This window comes from Arthrobacter sp. zg-Y1110 (assembly GCF_025244865.1).
GTDB lineage: Bacteria > Actinomycetota > Actinomycetes > Actinomycetales > Micrococcaceae > Arthrobacter_B.
In genome coordinates, this window is the sequence record NZ_CP104272.1 from 920,904 (window position 1) to 941,462 (window position 20,559).

At 65.6% G+C, this 20,559-nt stretch carries 20 protein-coding genes and 1 tRNA gene; 13 read left to right on the forward strand and 8 right to left on the reverse strand.

The genetic code is table 11. The features are described 5' to 3' along the window. Nucleotides 1-3: 3 nt before the first annotated feature. Together N2K99_RS04335 and N2K99_RS04340 are read left to right on the forward strand one after the other, a co-directional pair. On the forward strand, nt 4-1,389 hold the full coding sequence (locus N2K99_RS04335; protein ID WP_227924237.1) for an NAD(P)/FAD-dependent oxidoreductase: 1,386 nt from the start codon (nt 4-6) through the stop codon (nt 1,387-1,389). 111 nt (nt 1,390-1,500) lie between these two features. Continuing rightward, a tRNA-Leu gene (locus N2K99_RS04340) sits at nt 1,501-1,574 on the forward strand. 14 nt (nt 1,575-1,588) lie between these two features. On the opposite strand, the gene N2K99_RS04345 is transcribed toward N2K99_RS04340, so the two are convergent. Next, a complete protein-coding gene (locus tag N2K99_RS04345; RefSeq protein ID WP_227933995.1) occupies nt 1,589-2,158 on the reverse strand; it encodes a hypothetical protein in 570 nt (189 codons plus the stop codon). 199 nt (nt 2,159-2,357) lie between these two features. Between N2K99_RS04345 and N2K99_RS04350 the strand changes: the two genes are divergently transcribed. After that, a complete protein-coding gene (locus N2K99_RS04350) occupies nt 2,358-3,749 on the forward strand; it encodes an ABC transporter substrate-binding protein (RefSeq protein ID WP_227924239.1) in 1,392 nt (463 codons plus the stop codon). Nucleotides 3,750-3,866: 117 nt separating this feature from the next. Here the strand turns inward: N2K99_RS04350 and N2K99_RS04355 are convergent, their stop codons facing one another. From N2K99_RS04355 to N2K99_RS04370, 4 genes are all read right to left on the reverse strand, one after another. After that, a complete protein-coding gene (locus N2K99_RS04355) occupies nt 3,867-4,613 on the reverse strand; it encodes an ABC transporter ATP-binding protein (RefSeq protein ID WP_227924240.1) in 747 nt (248 codons plus the stop codon). After that, a complete protein-coding gene (locus tag N2K99_RS04360; RefSeq protein ID WP_227934073.1) occupies nt 4,610-5,569 on the reverse strand; it encodes an ABC transporter ATP-binding protein in 960 nt (319 codons plus the stop codon). Before N2K99_RS04360 ends, N2K99_RS04355 begins: the two co-directional genes overlap by 4 nt. 119 nt (nt 5,570-5,688) lie before the next feature. Then, nucleotides 5,689-6,669, reverse strand: a complete 981-nt coding sequence (locus tag N2K99_RS04365; RefSeq protein WP_227924241.1) for a branched-chain amino acid ABC transporter permease — start codon at nt 6,667-6,669, stop codon at nt 5,689-5,691. 14 nt (nt 6,670-6,683) lie between these two features. After that, complete coding sequence (locus N2K99_RS04370) at nt 6,684-7,985, reverse strand: branched-chain amino acid ABC transporter permease (protein ID WP_227924377.1); 1,302 nt, start codon at nt 7,983-7,985, stop codon at nt 6,684-6,686. A gap of 345 nt (nt 7,986-8,330) precedes the next feature. Between N2K99_RS04370 and N2K99_RS04375 the strand changes: the two genes are divergently transcribed. The 6 genes from N2K99_RS04375 (at nt 8,331) to N2K99_RS04400 (ending at nt 14,136) form a co-directional block, all read left to right on the forward strand. Beyond that, on the forward strand, nt 8,331-9,173 hold the full coding sequence (locus tag N2K99_RS04375; RefSeq protein ID WP_227924242.1) for a Bax inhibitor-1/YccA family protein: 843 nt from the start codon (nt 8,331-8,333) through the stop codon (nt 9,171-9,173). Nucleotides 9,174-9,321: 148 nt separating this feature from the next. Continuing rightward, the gene (locus N2K99_RS04380; protein ID WP_227924243.1) at nt 9,322-10,032 is read left to right on the forward strand and encodes an ANTAR domain-containing protein; all 711 of its coding nucleotides are present in this window, start codon (nt 9,322-9,324) and stop codon (nt 10,030-10,032) included. 30 nt (nt 10,033-10,062) lie between these two features. Beyond that, nucleotides 10,063-11,013: an aldose 1-epimerase family protein gene (locus N2K99_RS04385; protein ID WP_227924244.1), complete on the forward strand. Its 951-nt coding sequence runs from the start codon at nt 10,063-10,065 to the stop codon at nt 11,011-11,013. A gap of 67 nt (nt 11,014-11,080) precedes the next feature. Beyond that, nucleotides 11,081-12,313, forward strand: coding sequence for an AI-2E family transporter (locus N2K99_RS04390; RefSeq protein ID WP_227924245.1), 1,233 nt, complete (start codon nt 11,081-11,083; stop codon nt 12,311-12,313). Then, nucleotides 12,310-13,551: a threonine ammonia-lyase gene (gene ilvA / locus N2K99_RS04395; RefSeq protein ID WP_227924246.1), complete on the forward strand. Its 1,242-nt coding sequence runs from the start codon at nt 12,310-12,312 to the stop codon at nt 13,549-13,551. Before N2K99_RS04390 ends, ilvA begins: the two co-directional genes overlap by 4 nt. Before the next feature lie 3 nt (nt 13,552-13,554). Then, nucleotides 13,555-14,136, forward strand: coding sequence for a rhomboid family intramembrane serine protease (locus tag N2K99_RS04400; protein WP_227933996.1), 582 nt, complete (start codon nt 13,555-13,557; stop codon nt 14,134-14,136). A 30-nt stretch (nt 14,137-14,166) separates the two neighbouring features. Here the strand turns inward: N2K99_RS04400 and greA are convergent, their stop codons facing one another. Both greA and N2K99_RS04410 read right to left on the reverse strand, forming a co-directional pair. Further along, entirely contained in the window at nt 14,167-14,658 is a 492-nt protein-coding gene (gene greA, locus N2K99_RS04405; RefSeq protein ID WP_227924248.1) for a transcription elongation factor GreA, read from the reverse strand. Nucleotides 14,659-14,884: 226 nt separating this feature from the next. Continuing rightward, a complete protein-coding gene (locus N2K99_RS04410) occupies nt 14,885-15,343 on the reverse strand; it encodes a DUF4307 domain-containing protein (protein ID WP_227924249.1) in 459 nt (152 codons plus the stop codon). 57 nt (nt 15,344-15,400) lie between these two features. Between N2K99_RS04410 and mca the strand changes: the two genes are divergently transcribed. Genes mca through N2K99_RS04425 form a run of 3 tightly spaced genes read left to right on the forward strand, consistent with a single transcriptional unit; the run spans nt 15,401 to nt 18,818 of the window. Next, entirely contained in the window at nt 15,401-16,318 is a 918-nt protein-coding gene (gene mca / locus N2K99_RS04415; RefSeq protein WP_227924250.1) for a mycothiol conjugate amidase Mca, read from the forward strand. Between the two features lie 51 nt (nt 16,319-16,369). Continuing rightward, nucleotides 16,370-16,693, forward strand: coding sequence for a hypothetical protein (locus N2K99_RS04420; RefSeq protein WP_227933997.1), 324 nt, complete (start codon nt 16,370-16,372; stop codon nt 16,691-16,693). Between the two features lie 10 nt (nt 16,694-16,703). Continuing rightward, nucleotides 16,704-18,818 (forward strand): thioredoxin domain-containing protein, encoded by a 2,115-nt coding sequence (locus tag N2K99_RS04425; protein ID WP_227933998.1) that lies wholly within the window; start codon nt 16,704-16,706, stop codon nt 18,816-18,818. Here N2K99_RS04425 and N2K99_RS04430 read toward each other — a convergent pair. Then, nucleotides 18,815-19,567 carry a hemolysin III family protein gene (locus tag N2K99_RS04430; RefSeq protein ID WP_227924253.1) on the reverse strand — a complete coding sequence of 251 codons (753 nt, stop codon included), beginning with the start codon at nt 19,565-19,567 and terminating at the stop codon, nt 18,815-18,817. The genes N2K99_RS04425 and N2K99_RS04430 overlap by 4 nt on opposite strands. Before the next feature lie 184 nt (nt 19,568-19,751). Here N2K99_RS04430 and N2K99_RS04435 point away from each other — a divergent pair, with 184 nt between their 5' ends. Continuing rightward, the gene (locus N2K99_RS04435; protein WP_227924254.1) at nt 19,752-20,513 is read left to right on the forward strand and encodes an isoprenyl transferase; all 762 of its coding nucleotides are present in this window, start codon (nt 19,752-19,754) and stop codon (nt 20,511-20,513) included. The last annotated feature ends 46 nt before the right edge of the window (nt 20,514-20,559 follow it).

Genomic DNA, 20,559 nt, shown 5'->3' on the forward strand with positions numbered 1-20,559 from the left:
GGCATGGCATCGAACAAGCAGTTTTCTGATCGTCCCCGCGTTCTGGTGGTCGGCGGTGGTTACGTCGGTCTGTACGTGGCCAAAGACCTCCAGAAGAAGGTAAAGGAACAGGGAGGGATTGTTACGGTAGTGGATCCGCTGCCGTACATGACCTACCAGCCTTTCCTTCCCGAGGTTGCCGCAGGCACCATTGAAGCCCGCGACGCCGTTGTGTCCCACCGCATGCACCTGAAGAACACCGAGCTGATCAACGGCAAGGTGACTTCCATCAACCACGCCGCCCGCACCGCGACCATTGAGCCGGGCGACGGCAGCGAGCCGTTCGACCTGCCCTACCAGGACGTCGTCCTGGCCGCCGGTTCGATCACCCGCACCTTCCCGATTCCGGGCCTCGCCGAGGCCGGCATCGGCATGAAGAGCATTGAAGAAGCCATGGCCACCCGCAACCACGTGCTCGAGCGCATTGAAACTGCCTCGCTCATGCCCGCGGGCCCGGAGCGCGAACGCGCCCTGACCTTCGTCGTCGTCGGCGGCGGCTTTGCCGGCATCGAAACCCTGACCGAGCTCGAAGACATGGCCCGCGACGCGGTCCGTATCAACGACCGGCTTCGCCGCGAAGACCTCCGCTTCGTCCTGATCGAGGCCATGGGCCGGGTTATGCCCGAGGTCAAGCCGGACCAGGCCGAGTGGGTCGTCTCCAGCATGCGTGAGCGGGGCATCGAGGTCCTGCTGAACACGTCGCTGGCGTCCGCAGAAGGCGGCGTCCTCAAGCTGATCAACATGGCGGACAAGTCCCCGGCGGGCGAGTTCGGTGCTGACACGCTGATCTGGACTGCCGGTGTGCAGGCCAACCCGATGGTGCGCGCCACCGACTTCCCGATCGACGAGCGCGGCCGTGTCCGCGCCAACGCCGAACTGCGCATCACCGGCGACGACGGCCCCATCGACGGCGCCTGGGCTGCCGGCGACGTCTCCGCGGTTCCGGATCTTTCCGGCGGCGGTGTAGGCGGCTTCTGCGTCCCGAACGCGCAGCACGCCGTCCGGCAGGCAAAGCTGCTGGCCAAGAACATCATGGCTGCCCGCTACGGCGTCGGCACCGTGGAAGAGTACAACCACAAGAGCCTTGGCGCTGTGGCCGGTCTCGGCCAGTACAAGGGTGTCGCCAACATCATGGGCTTCGGCCTGAAGGGCTTCCCGGCCTGGCTGGCACACCGCGGCTACCACGGCCTGGCCATGCCGATGTTCGAGCGCAAGTTCCGCGTCATCTCGGGCTGGCTGCTGAACGTGAGCTACGGCCGCGACCTGACGTCGCTGCGCAACCTGGAAGACCCGCGCCGCGGCTTCGAGGAAGCAGCAACGCCGGCTAAGAAGCCGGCCGTGAAGGCCTAGTCTTCCGCATTCGTTCGTAGACGACGACGGCGGCCCTCCAGCAGGAGGGCCGCCGTTGTTGTGTTTCCTGCCGTCCACGCGTTTCCAGTAGGCTTGGAAGGCAATTGCAGAGCCCCAGTAGCCCAATTGGCAGAGGCAACCGACTTAAAATCGGTGTGTTGTCGGTTCGAGTCCGACCTGGGGTACCCCCTCCGTCAGGCTAGTCGCGTGAGCGGTTGCGATGGCGCAGCAGCAGTCCGCCGGCGAGCAGCCCGAGGATGACGACGGCCGCGATCGCCGGGAGCGCCAGATCCGAGGCGGTACGTTCCTCCTCTACCGCGTCCGTGGCGGACGGCGAAGGGCTGGCTGTCCGGCTGGAACTCGGTGACGGTGTGCCGACGGAAGAGTTCCCTCCGGCTCCGCCGCCGGTTGTTCCACCGGTACTGCCGGTGGAAGCCGGAGACGGCGGCACGGTGGACGGTGTGGCTTCCGGTGTGGGCTCCGCGGGCGCGGAGGGACCGGCCGGAACGGGGACCGCGGGAACCGCTTCCGAATAGTTGCCGGTCGACGGATCGTAGTGGCTTTCGCCCGGATTGTAGGACGGCACCGGCACTGCGGGGCTGTAGGTGCTGACGACGCAGGTCTCGACCCCGTCGACGACGGCGGGAAGGTAGCCCGGCGCGCACTCCAGGGCCTGTGCCGGAGAAGCAGGCCCCATCAGGAGCAGGGCAGCGATCGGAAGTGCGGAAGCGGCAGTGGACAGGCGCGGAATGTGCATTGTTTCCCCCAAGATAACGGTTCTACGGCCATCGTATAGGGCTAACGCGCACTTCCCGGCAAGGGGAACAATGTTGGAATGTGACGAGCGTTACAAGGCTGTAACCCCAGCCTCTTATATTCGACACAATGATCTACTAGCTTTTCTTCTAATCAGGAACACCTGGTATTTGCGTCAAAGGCACCCGCCTTTCGATCGGGGAGAAACTTTTATGACTGCACTACGCACTGCCAGTGGTCTTGGCATGGGCACGGGATACGCCCGCACCGCCAAGATCGCCGCCCTTGGGCTGGGCCTCGCAATGTTCGCCAGCGGCTGCAGCGGCGGCAGCGGGGAATCGTCCGCTGAAGAAACGTCCGCAGAGTCGGAAACCGCGGCTGCTTCGGGCCTGTCCTGCCCGGAAAGCCAAGGGGGAACGGGGGAAGACCCGGGTGCCAAGGGTGATCCTGCGGCAGTGCCCGCCTCCACGGGCACCACGGACGTACCGCTGAAGATCGGCACGCTGCTGCCCACCACCGGTTCGCTTGCCTACCTCGGCCCGCCGGAAATCGCCGGCACCAACCTGGCAGTTGAGGAAATCAACGCGGTTGGCGGTGTCCTGGGGCAGCCGATCGAGATCACCCACCGCGACTCCGGTGACACCACCACCGACATTGCCACGCAGTCGGTGAACGATCTGCTCAGCCAGGACGTCAGCGCCATTGTCGGCGCGGCATCCTCGGGTGTGTCCAAGACGGTGATCGGCAACATCACCGGCGCCGGAGTCATCCAGTTCTCGCCGGCGAATACCTCACCGGACTTCACCACCTGGGATGACAACGGACTGTACTGGCGTACCGCACCCTCCGACGTGATGCAGGGCCGTACGCTCGGCAACTACATCATGACCTGCGGCGCGCAGACCGTGGGCATGATCGTACTGAACGATGCCTACGGCACCGGCCTGCAGGGCAACATTAAAGACTCGGTGGAAGCAGCCGGCGGCCAGGTTGTTGTCGAGGAGATGTTCAACGAGGGCGACTCGCAGTTCAGCAGCCAGGTCGACTCGGTGGTGGCGGCAAAGCCGGACGCCATTGTGGTTATCAGCTTCGACCAGTCCAAGAGCATCGTGCCGTTGCTGTCGGCCAAGGGCGTTGACCCAGGCCAGCTGTTCTTCGTGGACGGCAACGCATCGGATTACAGCAAGGACTTCGAACCCGGAACCCTTGAAGGCGCCCAGGGCACCCGCCCCGGATCGTTCCCCTCCGAGGACTTCCTGGCCTCGCTGCTCGCCGTTGACCCGGCCCTGACGGACCTGACCTACGCCGGCGAAAGCTACGACGCGGTTACCTTGCTCGCCCTCGCAGCCGAGGCGGCAGGCAGCACGGACAGCAAGGCAATGGCCGCCGAGCTTGAGGGGCTGTCCAAGGACGGTGAAAAGTGCTTCGACTTCGCAGGATGCGTCACGATCCTGCGCGACGGCGGTGACATCGACTATGACGGCTACTCCGGCCCGGTTTCCTTCGACGAGAACGGTGACCCGACCGAAGCCTTTATCGGTATCTACCAGTACGACGCCGACAACAAGCCGCAGCCGAGCCGCTCCGAAGCGGGCCAGCTGTAGCTGAAGCAAAACACCAAAGAAGAAGCCCCCGCCGGTTCCGGCGGGGGCTTCTTCTTTGCGCCTGGCTGTCCTTTGACGGCGCCTTCCGCAGCCGCGGAGGGTTCCGGCGGGCCGGGGCTAGGCGGTGTCGGCCAAGGTGCCCAGGTAGAGCTGGATGACCTTTGGATCCTGCATCAGCTCACGCCCGGTTCCGGTGTAGGCGTCCCGGCCCTGGTCCAGCACGTATGCGCGGTCGCAGATCTGCAGGCAGCGGCGGGCATTCTGCTCCACCATGATCACGGAGACCCCCGCCCGGTTGATCTCATGCACTCGAAGGAACGCTTCGTCCTGCTTGACGGGGGACAGCCCGGCAGACGGTTCGTCCAGCAGCAGGACAGCGGGATCCATCATCAGGGCCCGGCCCATGGCGACCATCTGGCGCTCTCCGCCGGAGAGCGATCCGGCCCGCTGGGCGCGGCGCTTGCCCAGCTCCGGAAAAATCCCGGAGACAAAATCAAAGCGTTCCCGAAACGTCTTGGGCGCCTGGAAGACCCCCATCTGCAGGTTCTCCTCGATGGTCAGTGAGGGGAAAACGTTGTTGTTCTGGGGGACAAACCCCACACCCCGGCTGACCAGTTTGTTGGCCTTGAGCCCGGTGAGGTCCTGGCCGCGGACCACCACTGTCCCGGAATGCACCTTGACCAAACCGAACATTGCCTTGAGCAGGGTGGACTTGCCGGCCCCGTTGGGTCCGATGATCCCGATCAGTTCCCCGCGCCGGGCCTCGATGCTGCAGCCGTTGAGGATGTTTACCCCCGGCAGATATCCCGCCACGAGGTCGGTCACCTTGACGACGGAATCACCGTCGAATGCCTTGGCGCTCATGCCTGGTCCTTCCGTTCGTCCTGCCGCAGGGCTGATGCTCCAGCGGGTCCGCTGCTGCGTTCGGTTCCTACCGATGACTCGGCGTCGTGCTCCAGTTCCGCCTCCAGCTTTTCAAAGCCTTCGGAATCGGCGAGGTCGACGTCGTGGTGAGCGCCCAGGTAGGCGTCGATCACGGCCTGGTCCTTCATCACCTCGGCCGGCGGTCCTTCGGCCACCACCTTGCCCTCAGCCATAACGATCACCCAGTCGGCAATGTGTCGGACCATGTGCATGTCATGTTCCACGAACAGGACGGTCATGCCCTCGGCCTTCAGGTTCTTGATGTGGTCCAGCAGGGATTGGGTCAATGCCGGGTTCACTCCGGCCATGGGTTCATCCAGCATCACCAGTTTGGGACGGACCATCAGGGCCCGGGCCATTTCCAGCAGTTTGCGCTGTCCCCCGGAGAGGGAAGCAGCATAGTCGGTCCGCTTGGTGTCGAGCTTGAACTTGGCCAGGAGCACATCGGCCTGCTCGGTGATTTCCGTTTCCCGGCTGCGCCACAGCGGGGGCAGCAAAGCGCGCCAGAGGGATTCTCCGGGCTGCGACGACGCGCCCAGGCGCATGTTCTCCAGGACTGTCAGCTTGCCCATGACCTTGGTCAGCTGGAAGGTGCGGACCATGCCCAGCCGGGCCACCTTGTAGGCCGAAACCCCGGCAAGGTCCTTGCCCTCGAACTGCCAGCTGCCTGACTGGGGAGTGTCAAAGCCGGTCAGCAGGTTGAACAGGGTGGTTTTCCCGGCTCCGTTGGGACCGATCAGTGCCGTGATCTTGTGCCGCGGAATTTCCACATGCTCCACGTCAACGGCATTGATGCCGCCATAGGTCCGGGTGACGTTTTCCGCCACCAGGATCGGATCCCGCTTGGCACATCCCGGGCCGATCTCACCTTGTGCGATGGGGCGGGTGTCGGTCATGTATCCGGCTTCCCCGGTTGCCGGAGCATCCGGGCCGGCCAAGGGGGTCTCCACTGCCGGGGTTGCTGCGTGCGCTCCTGCGGTGCGGGCTTTCGCCCGGGGTTCGTCTGCCTGATGGCTCATGCGAACGACAGCTCCTTCTTGTTGCCCAGGATGCCCTGGGGCCGGAAGATCATCAGCAGCATCAGGGCCACGCCCACAAGGATGTAGCGGATCTGGCCTGCTTGAGAAATGGTGATGAAGGTGATGTACCCGGATTCAATGGCGCCGTAAAGCACGCCCTGGGTCAGGGACAGGATGGCCCAGAAGATCATGGAGCCCAGGACCGGGCCCAGGACGGTGGACATTCCGCCCAGAAGAAGGGCGGTGTAGAGGTAGAAGGTGAGTTCCGTGCCGTAGTTCGCCGGCTGCACCGCATCCCGGGGGAGGGTGAAGATAATGCCGGCGAGGGTGCCCAGCAGGCCACCGATAATCAGTGCCTGCATTTTGTAGGCATACACGTTTTTTCCCAGGGCGCGGACGGCGTTTTCATCTTCGCGGATGCCCTTGACGACACGGCCCCAAGGGCTGCGGATAAGCATCCAGACCAGGAGGCAGGCGAGAATCACCATCACCCAGGCCACGATGCGGATCCATAGGTCCCGCTCGTTCATCGAGACGGGGCCGAGGCTGTAGGAGCCGGCCGGGATCGGATTGAGGTCGTAGAAGCTGCCGGTAAACGCGGCGAGGCCGTTGGCAGATCCCGTTACCGGAGTCATGGAGTTGGTGGTGACGATGTACCGGATGATCTCGGCGGCTGCAATGGTGACGATTGCCAGGTAATCCGCACGGAGGCGAAGCGTGGGTATGCCCAGGATGACGGCAAACACTGCGGATGCCAGCAGGGCGATCAGCAGCGCCAGCGGCAGCGGGGCGTTAAAGGACAGGATAGGTATGGCGAAACCGTACGCACCGACGGCCATGAAGCCTGCCTGGCCGAAGTTCAGCAGTCCGGTGTAGCCGAAGTGCACGGCCAGGCCGAGGGCGGCCAGCGCGTAGGCGGCCGTGGTGGGGCTGATGATCTCGTTGAAGGCACCGAGAAGAATATTGGCGAAATCCATCTGTAACTAAGCCCCTAACCTATGCGCTCGCGGCGGCCGAGGAGTCCCTGCGGCCGGACCAGCAGGACAAGAATCATGATGACCAGGGCGCCGACGTATTTCAGGTCCGCCTCCAGCCAGAGGGTGGAAATCTCCACGAAGAGACCCACCAGGACGGAACCGACCAGTGCGCCGAAGACCGTGCCGAGACCGCCGAGGGTCACACCGGCGAAGATCAGCAGCAGGATCTGCTGGCCCATGTTGAAGGAAACACCCGGTCGGTAGTACGCCCAGAGGATGCCGCCCATGGCGGCAAGGGCTCCGCCGATGACCCAGACGAGCCGGATGACCCGGTCCACGTCAATGCCCGACGCCGCGGCCAGGGCGGGGTTGTCCGCCACGGCCCGGGTGGCCTTGCCGATCCGGGTGCGCAGCAGCAGGAGCGCGACCACCAGGATGACGGCCAGGCTGACGATCAGGGACACCAGGGTATTCCGGGGAATGGACACGGGTCCGAGTTCCAATATCGGACTCTGGGAGCCCGGCAGCTGCTGTGTACCGCCCCCAAAGAAGAACAGCACGGTGTAGCGGACCGCCACGGCCAGGCCGATGCTGACGATCATCATGGGCACCAGGCCCGTGCCGCGGCGCCGCAGCGGTTTCCAGATCCCGGCGTCCTGCACGTAGCCAAATGCCGCACCGCCCACTACCGCCAGCGGAAGCGCGACCCAGAGCGGCATGCCCAGTGAGGCGAAGGCGAAGGCCAGGATGGCGCCCAGCGTCACCATTTCTCCATGTGCGAAGTTGGTCAGGCCGGTGGTGCCGAAGATCAGCGAGAGCCCAACGGCGCTCAGCGCCAGCAGGAGTCCGAAGCTCAGGCCCGCCACGGCGCGCTCGAGAAGCAGGGACCCGAAGCTTTCCTCCTGCAGCACGATGCCTTCACCCAGCAGGAACAGGGTGGTGATGTTGGTGGTGTTGGCGAAGGTGACGGTGCGCGGGTTCTGCTGGCCTTCCGCCAGGGCGACACCGTCCGGAAGGGTGGATTCGTCCAGCTCCACTTCATACGCGCCCTGCTGCGGGACGCCGATGGACCAGGAGCCGTTTGCGCCGGTGACGGCTTCGCCCTCGTACCCGTTGCCGGTCGCGGTGATTTTCACCCCCTCCAGCGGAGTGCCCTCATTCTTGATGACGCCGCTGATCCGGTCGCGGTAGTCCGCCCCGTCTGCGGGGGCGGGACTGGTGGCTGACGGCGAGGCGTCAGGCGTTGCAGTTGTTGCGGACGCGGCTGGAGCCGCGAGCAGCAGGGCAGCAAACATTGCTGCCACGGCCGCTAGCATCCCCAGATAACGGGTCAGCGCCGATGTTCTTACCAAGTTTTGAAACCTCCACGCAGGGCTGCGGAACCGAAGGAACGGCGCGCAGGCGGGCAGATGTGACACAGGTCACCGATTGGAGAACATGGTACCTACAGAATGTTTCCGGCAGTGACCTTTCTCCCGGCGTGCATGTCGCAATCGGGTAACGACTCCGTTGCGGCAACGCAAGCGAAGCCTTCCCCCGTGGGGACCGGCGGTACCAAACTGTTACCGCCAGGCGGCAGTTCCGCGGGAATCCGCCGCCCCCTGTGCACGTTGTACTTGGTAGGCTGGGCTGAAACAGCCCCCAGATGGAGGACAGATTCAATGGCACTTGGCGGAAATCCGGTATTCAACGGAAAAAACTTCCGTTCCCAGACCCGCGGCGGTACCGCTACGGGCTCCCTGGCAACAGATAACAGCTACATGACCCCCCAGCAGCTGCAGGATCTTTACACGGCACCTTCGGCGAAGCCGTCCGACATGGGCCGCATGACCTACGACGACGTCATCATGAAGACGGTGTTCTGCCTGGCGATGGTCCTGGTGGGTGCCGCAGTTCCGACCTTCCTGCTGCCGGGAATGGGCGGCGGACTGATGATCCTGGGCGCCCTGGGCGGTTTCGTCCTGGGCCTGGTGAACTCCTTCAAGCGTGAGCCGGTTCCCGCACTGATCCTGGCCTACGCCTTCCTTGAAGGTATGTTCCTCGGCGGTCTCACCGCTGTCCTGGACAATGCCTACCCGGGCGTCGGCCTGCAGGCAGTGCTGGGCACGCTGGCAGTCTTCGCGGTCACCCTCGTGCTGTTCCGCAGCGGTAAGGTGCGCGCCACTCCCAAGGCCGTCCGCTTCTTTATGATCGCCATCATCGGCTACGCGGTCTTCTCGCTGCTCAACGTCGGGCTGATGATCTTCGGCGGCGTGCAGGACCCGTGGGGCCTGCGGGGCAGCGTGGAGATCTTCGGGATTCCCCTGGGCGTCTTCATCGGTGTCCTGGCCATCGGCCTGGCAGCGTTCTCGCTCATCATGGACTTCACGTCCATTGAGCAGGGCGTCAAGGCCGGCACCCCGGAGCGCTACTCCTGGACCGCTGCGTTCGGCCTGACCGTGACGCTGGTGTGGCTGTACGTGGAGATCATCCGTCTCCTGTCGATTCTCCGAGGCAACGACTAGACGTTCCCGGCGACGACACATCGGTAGTACTACCGGAAGGACCGCAGGCACTGCCTGCGGTCCTTCCGCCGTTTAAGAGGCTGGACTCTGGGCACCCTCCTCCTGCAGACGTACCATGGCCGCTGGGGGACCGGGAAAGGGGGCTTCGATGGCCGAATCTGAGCGGCAGCCGGTGGTCGAGGAGCTCGTTGCCGCCCTGTTGGCCGGAACGGATACCGAGGTATTCCTGTCCGTTGCCGCCGGCGTTGCTGCCCGACGGCTGGGCCTGTCTGCACCGGACGGCTGTTCGATCGCCGTGGAACGAAGCCGGCGGCCGCTGCTCACCGTCCGGACCCCGGGAATACCGGCAGCCCGTGCAGAGCATGGTCCAGGCAGCCCGGGCGGGACGGTGCTTGGCGGCGGACCCGACGTCGTGGTGACGGATCTGGGCGCGGAGCAGCGTTGGCCCGGGCTGGCCGAGGCAGCCGATAACGGAATCCGGTCGGTTGCCGCCGTCGCCCTCCCGCTGGAGGGGGACCGCGGCGTCCTCAGCTGCTATTCGGCGCGGATGCACGCGTTCGGCCCGGGCGAGATTGCCGGTGCGCGTGCGGTTGCCGCCGAAACGGCCAAGGTTCTCCGGCTGGCCCTGCAGATAGATGCGCAGGCCAACCGGGCGGCGAATCTCCAGGCCGCCCTGGAATCGCGGACGGTGGTGGACCTGGCAGCGGGCATCATCATGGGGCAGAACGGGTGCAGCCAGCAGGCCGCAATCGACATCCTCCGCAGCGTCTCGAACAGCCGCAACATCAAAATCCGCAATGTCGCGGCAGGCGTGGTGGCGGCCGTCAGCGACCGGGTCAACACGCATTTTGATGAGTGACGGCCAAGCGCACGGGTAAGATCGGGTGGCATGAACGCAACCGGCAGCGCACCGGCGGAGGCCAGCCCGGCCACCGGTGCGCAGTATGAAATCAGCCGCGGCAATGCCCGCGCCGTCATCGCCTCCCTGGCCGGCGCGCTGCGCCGGTACACGGTGAACGGGGTTGATCTGGTGCAGACGTATCCGGACAACGCCATACCCCCGTCCGCCAACGGGGTGCTGCTGGCACCTTGGCCCAACCGGACGGCAGACGGACGCTGGACCCTGGCGGGGAAGACCCAGCAGCTGGACATCACCGAGCCCTCCCGCGGGCACGCCAGCCACGGCCTGCTGCGCAATACCGGTTACACGGTCCGGGAACAGGTGTCGGGCGCCGTGGAACTCAGTGCGGAGATCTTCCCGCAGCACGGGTATCCCTTCCACCTCACCCACCGTGCGCGCTACAGCCTGGACGACGACGGCGGCCTGCGGGTGCAGCAAAGCCTGACGAATGTGGGTTCCACGGCCGCTCCCGTTGCCCTCGGTGCCCATCCCTTCCTTCGGCTCGGCGATGTACCGACCGAAGACCTGGTGCTCACAGTGTCCGCGTCCACCGTGCTGACCGTTGATGAGCGGCTCATTCCCAACGGGCGGCAGGAACCAACCGGAGCGGCGGACCTCCGCGGCGGGGCCCGGGTAGGGGATCTGGCACTGGACAGCGCCTACACGGACCTTTCGTTCGATGAGGCAGCCCCCGGCACGCACCGGCATACGCTCACCGCGCCGGACGGACGAACGGTGAGTCTCTGGACCGGAGCCGAATGCGGTTACGTCCACGTTTTCGTCACCGACAAGTTCCCCGGGGAGCGCCGGGCGGTGGCCCTGGAACCGATGACTGCACCGGCCAACGCCCTGAACTCGGGGGAGGGGCTGGCCTGGCTGCCTCCGGGCCAGGTCTTTTCCGCTCATTGGGGCATCCGCGCCGAGCTGGACCCGGCGTGAGGTAACAGCGGGGGATAGCCACGTAAAGAGGGGTCCCGGCCCTCGCCCGGTATGGAAAGATGGCCCCATGAAACCCCATGCGCGACGCACAGCGGCGCCCCGCGCGCTGCAGGCGGCGGCGGCGAATTCCAACCGCAACAACGACGAGGTCCCCTTCGCCCTGCGGGTCAGTGCCGCCTGGGCCTGGCGCCTCGGCATTGTCCTGATCGTCGGCGCCGGGCTTATCTGGATCCTCAGCCACTTCTCGCTGCTGATCATTCCGCTGATGATCGCCGCCCTGCTGGCCGGGCTGCTGTCACCGGTTTCAAGTTGGCTGCGGCGGAACCGGCTCCCCGGCGGCCTGTCGGTTGCCGTGACCATCGTGGCCTTCCTCGGCGTCGTTATCGCTGCCCTGACCTTGGTGGGACGGCAGCTTGCCCTCGGGTTCCGGGACCTCTGGGGAGAAACGCTTGCGGGGGTCCGCCAGATCCAGGGCTGGCTGTCCGACGGTCCGTTGAACATCACCGCCGGTGACATGGACTCGCTGTTCAACGAAGCCACCACAACGCTGCAGGACAATTCGGCGAACATCCTCTCCGGCGCCCTGAGCGTGGGCAGCAGCGCCGGGCACTTCGCCGCCGGCATCCTGCTGACCCTCTTCGCATTGGTTTTCTTCCTGCTGGACGGCCGCCGGATCTGGGAGTTCACTTCCGGACTGCTGCCGCGCCGGGCAAGGCCCGCCGCCTACGGAGCCGGCATCCACGGCTGGGAATCCATGGTCAACTACGTGCGGGTGCAGGTGGTGGTGGCGCTCATCGATGCCATCGGCATCGGCGGCGGCGCAGCCCTCATCGGTGTTCCCCTCGCCCTGCCTCTCGCGGTTTTGGTGTTCCTGGGCTCATTCGTTCCGTTGGTCGGTGCGTTCGTCACCGGCTTCGTGGCCGTCCTGCTGGCATTGGTGGCAAACGGCGGAGTCAACGCGCTGATCATGCTGGGCATCGTCCTGCTGGTCCAGCAACTGGAATCCCACATCCTCCAGCCGCTGGTTATGGGGAGGGCCGTCTCCCTCCACCCCCTGGCCGTGATCCTGGCAGTTACGGGCGGCACCCTCGCCGCGGGGGTTCCCGGAGCCCTGTTTTCAGTGCCGCTGCTGGCCATCCTCAACACGATGGTCCGTTACATAGCGGCCCGCGGCTGGGAGGACGACCCGGCTATGGACCCGGAGGGGCAAGAGAACGACGACGGCGATAACCCTGCGTCGGCGGAACACGGTTCCGACACGGAGGATACGTTGGCTACAAAGGAAGAGCGCCGCCCATGACCGATCTGTCGCAGTTGCCCGTCACCCTGGATGATATCCGGGCTGCGGCAAAGCTCCTCGACGGAGTCATTGCCCACACACCCGTCGAGTCATCACGGGCGCTGGCCCGCGAAACCGGTGCACCGGTGCACCTCAAATGCGAAAACCTCCAGCGGGCAGGGTCCTTCAAAGTCCGCGGTGCCTACGTCCGCATGGCCAAGCTGTCCCCTGCGGACAAAGCCCGGGGCGTGGTGGCCGCCTCTGCCGGCAACCACGCACAGGGCGTGGCCGTGGCTGCGGCGCGCCTGGGCATTTCCGCCCGGATCTACATGCCGCAGGGAGTGGCGCTGCCCAAGCTGGCCGCCACCCGGGGGCACGGCGCGGAAGTCATCCTTCACGGCCATACCGTCGACGAGGCCCTGGCAGAGGCCCAGCGGTACTCCGACGAAACGGGCGCCGTTTTTGTCCATCCGTTCGACAACGTGGACGTGGTGGCAGGGCAGGGGACTATCGGCCTTGAGCTCCTGGACCAGATACCGGACCTGGACACCGTGCTGATGGGGGTGGGAGGCGGCGGCCTCCTCGCCGGTGTCGCCGTCGCGATTAAGTCGCGTGCACGGGAACTGGGCCGTGAGATCCGGATCATCGGGGTGCAGGCGGAAAATGCAGCCTCCTATCCGCCCTCGCTGGCCGCTGACGCACTGGTGCCCCTCACCAGGGTCAGCACCATAGCGGACGGCATCGCCGTCGGGCGGCCCGGACAACTGCCTTTCTCGATCATCCGTGAACTGGTGGACGATGTGGTGACCGTGAGCGAGGATGCCCTTGCCCGCGCGCTGATTTTCCTCCTCGAGCGTGCCAAGATGGTCGTGGAACCGGCGGGGGCCGTGGGAGTGGCTGCGCTGATGGAAGGGAAGATAGAGAATCCCGGAAATACGGCGGTAATCCTGTCCGGCGGCAATATCGACCCGATGCTGATGCTGAAGGTCATCCAGCGGGGACTGGCGGCTGCGGGCCGTTACCTGGTGGTCCGCATCCTCCTTGACGACCGTCCGGGGTCGCTGGCAACCATCTCCCGGATCATCGCGGAATCGGACGCCAACGTCACCGGAGTGGACCACACAAGGGTAGGAGGATCAATCAGCATGGGAGACGTAGCGATCACCATCAACATGGAAACAAAGGGCCACGAGCACTGCGAACTGGTGCTGAAGAACCTGCGCACTGTTGGATTCCAACCCGTCGTACTGGCCGGCTAAGCCATGTTTGCCTCTCGTGCACGCACCGCCCTGGCCGGGTCGCTCCTGTTCGCCGCCGTGCTCTGGGCGGTCTACCTGCTCACGCTGCTCTTCAAACCGGTCCTCTTTCCGCTGCTGGGAATCCTGCCGAGGCAGCTTGAGGGGCTCGACGGCGTGGTGTTCGCCCCGCTGCTCCACGCCGGAACGACGCATCTCCTGGGCAACACGCTGCCCTTGATCGTCTTTTCGTTCCTGACCCTGCTGGAAGGGGTGCGGCGGTTTGTCGCGGTGCTGGCCATTTCCTGGCTGTGCTCGGGAATCGGAGTCTGGCTGTTCGGCAGCGGGCTGACCGTAGGCGTCTCCGGCGTGGTGTTCGGACTATTCGCGTATCTGATCGTCCGCGGCTTCTACAACCGCAACACCGGCCAGATCCTGCTCAGCGCCGTGCTGTTCCTGGTGTACGGATCAATTCTCTGGGGCCTTTTCCCCACCGCACTGGGCGTCTCCTGGCAGGCGCACCTGTTCGGGGCAATGGGCGGCGTGCTGGCCGCCGTCGTGCTGCGGCACGACCGCCGGGCATCAACGCAAAAGCGGGCTCTCCCGTAGGAGAGCCCGCCACCATCGAACCGGGAAAACCTACCCGGTGTAGGGCTTGGCGGAGATGATTTCTACGGAGATGTTCTTGCCGTTCGGCGCGGTGTAGGTAGTGCTGTCCCCGGCCTTGAGGCCCTGGATGGACGCACCCAGCGCAGACTTTTCACTGTAGACGTCGATGTTGCCGTCGCCGGCAATCTCGCGGCTGCCCAGCAGGAAGGTCTCCACGTCGCCGGCGACGCGGGCTTCCACCAGCATGCCCGGCTCTACGACGCCGTCGTCGGCCGGAGATTCACCAACTTGTGCACTTTCAAGGAGCTGCGTCAGCTGCCGGATCCGGGCCTCAGCCTTGCCCTGTTCCTCTTTGGCTGCGTGGTAGCCGCCGTTTTCCTTGAGGTCGCCCTCGGACCGCGCCTGCTCGATGCGGGCCACGATTTCGGTCCGACCGGGGCCGGACAGGTGATCCAGTTCCGCCTTCAGGCGGTCGTAAGACTCCTGCGTGAGCCAGGCGACAGATGCGCTGTTGGTTGACACGGGTATCTCCTTATATAAACGTCCGGGCCATCGATTGGTCCGGCATGGCTGAATGCCCGCCGGCCGGATTGGCCTGACAAGCAAAGACCCCGCCGGGCGGAGACCAACTGGTTTGGAATGTCTACCAAAGACCAGCCGGACACCTGGGCGGGGCATGTCGTAAGTTCCCATAGTAGTTTGCCCGCGCACATAACCCAATATGCCGGGCGGGACGTCTTATGGGGCTTTAGCCCTCATCCACTATCCAGCAGGAGGACACGCCGCCGGTCACCGCCGGGGAGTCCGTGCGGAGTTCAACCCGCTGGGTGCTGCTTTCCGGAGCATCCGGGCCCAGGACCACCGTCTTCCAACCCACGACGGCGTAACTTTCGTTGAGCGCCTGGATGGCGCAGGCAGCGGTGCTGCCGGCGGATTTGTCGACCTTGAAATCCACCGTCACGCGGCCGTCCTCTGGCAAGGTGTAGCCCACATCCTTGGACGTGACCGTTCCGGTGGATGCGGGGATGTTCATCCACGCCGCGGCCACTACGCCGGCGGTCACCGCGGCCGCCGTTCCGATGATCCGCGCCCGCCGAGACAGGCGCCGGTTTGGAGCGCCGTAGCGATTGGCTAATCTGGACTCGGACGTGGAAACGTCCGGCTGATGGGGTGCCGACGTCACGGGCTGACCTTCCGAAGTGCTCACAGGCCCATTTTAGCTTCTCGATTCCACCGCCGTTTTCCGCTTACCTCAGGAGTTGCCTTGTCTGCCCGCGAAAGCACCGATTCCCGGCCTACCGCCCCGCTGCGCCTGCTCGCGGTGCATGCCCACCCCGACGACGAGGCCAGCAAGGGCGCGGCCATGATGGCCTCCTACGCCGCTGCCGGCGTCGAAGTGATGGTTGCCACCTGCACCGGAGGGGAACGGGGATCCATCCTTAACCCCGGTGCCGAAGATGATCCCGCCGGCAAGCGGGACCTGGCCGGACTGCGCCGGCGTGAAATGGCTGCCTCACAGGCGGCCCTGGGGATCCAGCACCGCTGGCTTGGATTCGCCGATTCCGGCCTGCCCGAGGGGGATCCGCTGCCGGACCTGCCCTTCGGCTGCTTCGCGCTGCAGCCATTGGAACGGGCTGCGGCACCCCTGGTGAAGCTGGTCCGCGAGTTCCGTCCGCACGTCATCATCAGCTACGACGAAAACGGCGGCTATCCGCACCCGGACCACATCATGGCCCACAAGGTCGCCGTGGAGGCGTTCGCCGCGGCCGGCGATCCGGAGCGGTACCCCGGGACAGGGTCCGCGTGGGAGCCGTCGAAGCTCTACTACGACCGGGCTTTCAACCCGGAGCGGTTCCGTGCCCTGCACTTTGCCCTGGAAGAAGCCGGCCTGCAGTCCCCGTACGCCGAGCGGATCGCCGCCTGGCAGGAAACCGATGCGGAAGGCCACCAGCCGCCCGCTCCCACTCATGCGACCACCACGCAGATCGAGTGCGGCGACTTCTTCGAAGTCCGGGACGAAGCCCTGCGCAGCCACCGCACGCAGGTGGATCCGAACGGCTTCTTTTTCGCGGTCAGCCCGGATCTGCAGCGCAAGGTCTGGCCCTGGGAGGACTACTCCCTGATTGAGTCGCGTGTGGAAACCGAACTGCCGGAAACCGACCTGTTCGCTGGCATACGATAGACCCTAGGAACGTAGGTTCCGCCGCAGTATTGGCTAAAAGAGAGATATACCGTGAACTTCCTGTACAGCCTGGCTACGGCCGCCACCCCGGCACCCGAGGAGTCCCTCGCGCCTGGAGTTGCCGCAGAAGACGTCACCCCGGGCACGCTGGGGTTCCTCTTCACGCTCTTCGTGGTGATTGCGATCATTTTCCTGATCCGCGATATGACCAAACGGATCCGCCGGGTCCGGTACCGCGAACAGGTGCTGGCCACCCAGGAAGCCGCCGAGCGCGACGCCTCCGGCCGGCCGGATCCCTCCCGGACGGCGCTTCCCATGGACAAGGCCGTGGAAGATCCCGCGGACCGCGACACCACGTGGGACCACCTGCGGTAGCGGGAATGCCATGGCTGAAAGACTGAGGAACCAGGCGTCGGCCTACCTCCGCCAGCATGCGGACAACCCCGTCGACTGGTGGCCCTTCGGTGAGGAAGCCTTCGCTGAAGCCCGGCGCCGGAATGTTCCCGTCTTCATCTCCGTGGGTTACGCGGCCTGCCACTGGTGCCACGTCATGGCGCACGAATCGTTCGAGGATGCCGCCACGGCGCAGTACCTGAATGAGAACTTCGTGTCGGTGAAGGTGGACCGCGAGGAACGTCCCGACGTCGACGCCGTGTACATGGCAGCGACGCAGGCACTGACCGGCCAGGGCGGCTGGCCGATGAGCGTGTTTACCCTTCCGGACGGCCGCACCTTCTATGCCGGCACCTATTTTCCGCCCCGGCAGCTGCAGGGCATGCCGTCCTTCCAGCAGGTCCTGGAAGCTGTTTCCTCCGCCTGGCGGGACCGCCCGGCCGAAGTCGAAGCAAGCGCGGCGCAGATCGCCGCCCACCTGGCCTCCGCCCAGGCGGGAAACCGCCGGCTGATCGGGAGCCTCGAGGTGACTCCCGAATCCGGTCCGCTCTCGGGCGAAGTGCTCGAGGCCGCGGTGGACGCGGTTCTGGAACAAGTTGACCAGCGTTTCGGCGGCCTGGGCGGTGCACCGAAGTTCCCGCCGTCGCCCCTGCTGCGGTTCCTGCTGGTATACGGATCGACTGACCGGCCGGCCGCCGGCGCCGCCGCGTCCGTGGCTGACCGCACCCTGGAAACCATGGCCCGCAGCGGACTGTACGACCAGCTCGAAGGCGGCTTCGCCCGGTACACCGTGGACCGGGCCTGGGCCATTCCGCACTTTGAGAAAATGCTTTACGACAATGCCCAGCTGCTGCGCCTCTACGCACACTGGAGCCGCTCGGCACCCACGGAGGACCAGCGGAAGCTTGCGCTGCAGGTAAGCGCCGATACCGCAGCCTGGCTGGCCAAGCGGCTGCGCGTGGAGGGGGGAGGATTCGCGTCCTCGCTCGACGCGGATACCCTCGTGGACGGGCACCGCCGGGAAGGCGCCACCTATGTATGGACTCCCGACGAGCTCCGCACTGTCCTGGCCGATTCCGGCGCCGACGCCGATGCGGTCCTTGCCCTGCTGGACCTGGAAACCGGCCGAATGGCGGAGGGCGGGTCCACCCTGCACTTCGGCCGCAGCCTGGAGCCCGAGGAGGAGCAGCTCTGGCAGCGGATCCGGCCCGCCCTGCTGGCGGTACGGGACCGGCGGCCCCAGCCAGACCGTGACGACAAAGTGGTGGCAGGGTGGAACGGGCTGGCCATCGCGGGCCTGGCCGACGCCGCGCTGGCCCTCGACGACGCCGGGGACCCGGGGGACAAGGCAGCGGGCCTGCTGGACCTGGCACGGGACGCCGCGGGATACCTGCTGCGCGTCCACTACCGCAACGGTCTGCTGTCCCGGGTGTCCCATGCCGGCACCGCCTCCGGCATCGAGGGCCTGCTCGAAGATTATGCCGGTGCGGCCGAGGGGCTGTTTGCGCTCTTCGCCGCCACCGGTGAGGAACAGTGGTACCACGCGGCAGAGGAGCTGGTGCTGGCCGCCGAACAGCGCTTCATCGTGGACGGGGTCCTTCAGGACACCGCTGTACGCACGGACCAGCTGGCAGCCGCGCAGGGATCGCTCTCAGCAGCGGATCCGATGGACGGCCCCGCTCCCAGCGGCACAGCGCTGTTTGCCGGCGTGCTGGTGACGTATGCGGCCTATTCCGGTTCCTCCCGGCACCGCGCGCTCGCAGAAGCACTGCTGGCCCACGTCCAGCTGGTGGCGGCACGGGCCCCGCGCGCAGGCGGGTGGGCGATGTCCGTCCTCGTGCAGGCGCTGGAGGGACCGCGGGAACTGGCCGTCACGGGCAGCGATCCTGTGCTGGTGCGGCAGCTGCTCCGGGCCGGGCGGGCCGCGGGCGGTCCCGCCGTCGTCGTGGCCAGCGGACCCGGTGGGGAGACGGCGGTGCCGCTGCTGCGTGACCGGCCCGCACCGGACGGGGGAGCCTTGGCCTACCTGTGCCGCGGGATGGCCTGCAACCGCCCGGTATCCGACCCGGAGGACCTGGCGGCCCAGTTCAGCGCGCTGCGTTCCTAGCCGGTGACCGAGCGGACGGCCATCATGATGGCGATGTAGTGGGCGGCGAATCCAGCCAGGGTAAAGGCGTGGAAAATCTCATGGAAGCCGAACCAATCCACCGAGGGATTGGGCTTCTTCATGGCGTACATAACGGCACCGGCAATATACATGGCACCACCCACGCAGATGAGGATGGCTGACGTCGGGTTGGCTGCGTAGAAATCCGGAATGTAGAACAGCGAGGCGCAGCCCAGGGCAATGTACACGGGCGTGTACAGCCAGCGGGGAGCATGCAGCCACAGGAGCCGGAACGCGACACCGACCAGGGCGCCGGCCCAGATGATCGACAGCAGGGTCACGGCGGTGTCCCGGGGCAGCAGGGACCAGGCCAGCGGGGTGTATGAGCCGGCAATGACCAGCATGATGTTGGTGTGGTCCAGGCGCTTGAGCACCGTTTTCACCTTCGGGGACCAGTTGCCGCGGTGGTAGACGGCGCTGGTGCCGAACAACAGCACGCCGGTGAAGGCATAGATTGCGGAGGCGATCCGGGTGTCGGTCGTCGGAGCGAGGACTACCAGGATGATCCCGGCCGCCAGCGCGAGGGGAGTGGCACCGGCATGCAGCCAGCCGCGCAGGCGGGGCTTGATTTCCAGTTCTTCGGCTACTGCTTCAACCGCGTTTTCCAGGGGGCCGGGTGCGGCCTTCGATTCCGGGTCGTGCTGGGCTGGAACCCGAGAGGCAGGGGCGGAAAATGGTGACGAATCCATAACGGAAATTCTAACCTACGTTCGGGTAACTTATGGATGGGTAAGCCCGTGCCCGCTCCGATCTGCGCTTCGGCAAGCCAAGCTAGCGGTAGCCTAGGAGAAGATTTTTATCCTTTGGGCAGACCCGGGGTAGCGGGACCATTTGGTGGTGCCCGCTCCGGATCCCAGGTACGTGAGGCAAACAATGAAATTCCCCGGTGTTGTCTACGCCTACTACGAGCGTAAGCTGCGGCGGTCCCTGATTGGAGACCGCATCCCCGAACACATCGGGGTAATGGTGGATGGAAACCGGCGGTGGGCCAAGCTCGCCGGCGCGCCTACCAGCGACGGGCACCAGGCAGGAGCGGACAAGATCCTGGAGTTCCTGGGCTGGTGCCAGGAACTGGGTGTGCGGATGGTGACCCTCTACATGCTGTCGACGGACAACCTCAACCGTGACGCGGACGAGCTGGAACCGCTGCTGGATATCATCGGCAACACCCTGGACCGCCTGGGCGAAGAGGGCAACCTGCGGGTCCAGCCGGTAGGGGCCCTGGAGATCCTTCCGTCACGGCTGGCCAAACAGCTCACGGAGCTTGGCGAAAGCACCGGCGACGCCGACGGGCTGCATGTAAACGTGGCCATCGGCTACGGCGGCCGGCGGGAAATCGTCGACGCCGTCAAGGAACTCCTGCGGGACGCCGAAGCCGAAGGCAAGGGGATCGCGGAAGTCACCGAGGAAATCTGCGACGCCAAGATTTCCGAATACCTCTACACCCGCGGCCAGCCGGACCCGGAACTGGTCATCAGGACCTCCGGTGAGCAGCGACTCTCCGGCTTCCTGATGTGGCAGAGCGCCTACAGCGAGTTCTACTTCTGCGAAGCGCTCTGGCCGGATTTCCGCCGGGTGGACTTCCTGCGTGCCCTGCGCGACTACGCCAGCCGGCAGCGGCGCTTCGGCTCCTAACGGGTTACCAGGACACAGCCGCCAACGGCCGTGTCCTGCTGCGGGG

What these genes read in the sequence shown, in the direction of transcription:
- N2K99_RS04355 (WP_227924240.1), bottom strand. Translation starts at nt 4,613, where the DNA reads ATGAGCGCCAAGGCATTCGACGGTGATTCCGTCGTCAAGGTGACCGAC.
- N2K99_RS04400 (WP_227933996.1), top strand. Translation starts at nt 13,555, where the DNA reads ATGTTTGCCTCTCGTGCACGCACCGCCCTGGCCGGGTCGCTCCTGTTC.
- N2K99_RS04360 (WP_227934073.1), bottom strand. Translation starts at nt 5,569, where the DNA reads ATGACCGACACCCGCCCCATCGCACAAGGTGAGATCGGCCCGGGATGT.
- N2K99_RS04435 (WP_227924254.1), top strand. Translation starts at nt 19,752, where the DNA reads ATGAAATTCCCCGGTGTTGTCTACGCCTACTACGAGCGTAAGCTGCGG.
- N2K99_RS04365 (WP_227924241.1), bottom strand. Translation starts at nt 6,669, where the DNA reads ATGGATTTCGCCAATATTCTTCTCGGTGCCTTCAACGAGATCATCAGC.
- N2K99_RS04425 (WP_227933998.1), top strand. Translation starts at nt 16,704, where the DNA reads ATGGCTGAAAGACTGAGGAACCAGGCGTCGGCCTACCTCCGCCAGCAT.
- N2K99_RS04390 (WP_227924245.1), top strand. Translation starts at nt 11,081, where the DNA reads ATGAAACCCCATGCGCGACGCACAGCGGCGCCCCGCGCGCTGCAGGCG.
- N2K99_RS04370 (WP_227924377.1), bottom strand. Translation starts at nt 7,985, where the DNA reads ATGCTAGCGGCCGTGGCAGCAATGTTTGCTGCCCTGCTGCTCGCGGCT.
- N2K99_RS04430 (WP_227924253.1), bottom strand. Translation starts at nt 19,567, where the DNA reads ATGGATTCGTCACCATTTTCCGCCCCTGCCTCTCGGGTTCCAGCCCAG.
- N2K99_RS04375 (WP_227924242.1), top strand. Translation starts at nt 8,331, where the DNA reads ATGGCACTTGGCGGAAATCCGGTATTCAACGGAAAAAACTTCCGTTCC.
- N2K99_RS04335 (WP_227924237.1), top strand. Translation starts at nt 4, where the DNA reads ATGGCATCGAACAAGCAGTTTTCTGATCGTCCCCGCGTTCTGGTGGTC.
- N2K99_RS04380 (WP_227924243.1), top strand. Translation starts at nt 9,322, where the DNA reads ATGGCCGAATCTGAGCGGCAGCCGGTGGTCGAGGAGCTCGTTGCCGCC.
- N2K99_RS04385 (WP_227924244.1), top strand. Translation starts at nt 10,063, where the DNA reads ATGAACGCAACCGGCAGCGCACCGGCGGAGGCCAGCCCGGCCACCGGT.
- ilvA (WP_227924246.1), top strand. Translation starts at nt 12,310, where the DNA reads ATGACCGATCTGTCGCAGTTGCCCGTCACCCTGGATGATATCCGGGCT.
- N2K99_RS04350 (WP_227924239.1), top strand. Translation starts at nt 2,358, where the DNA reads ATGACTGCACTACGCACTGCCAGTGGTCTTGGCATGGGCACGGGATAC.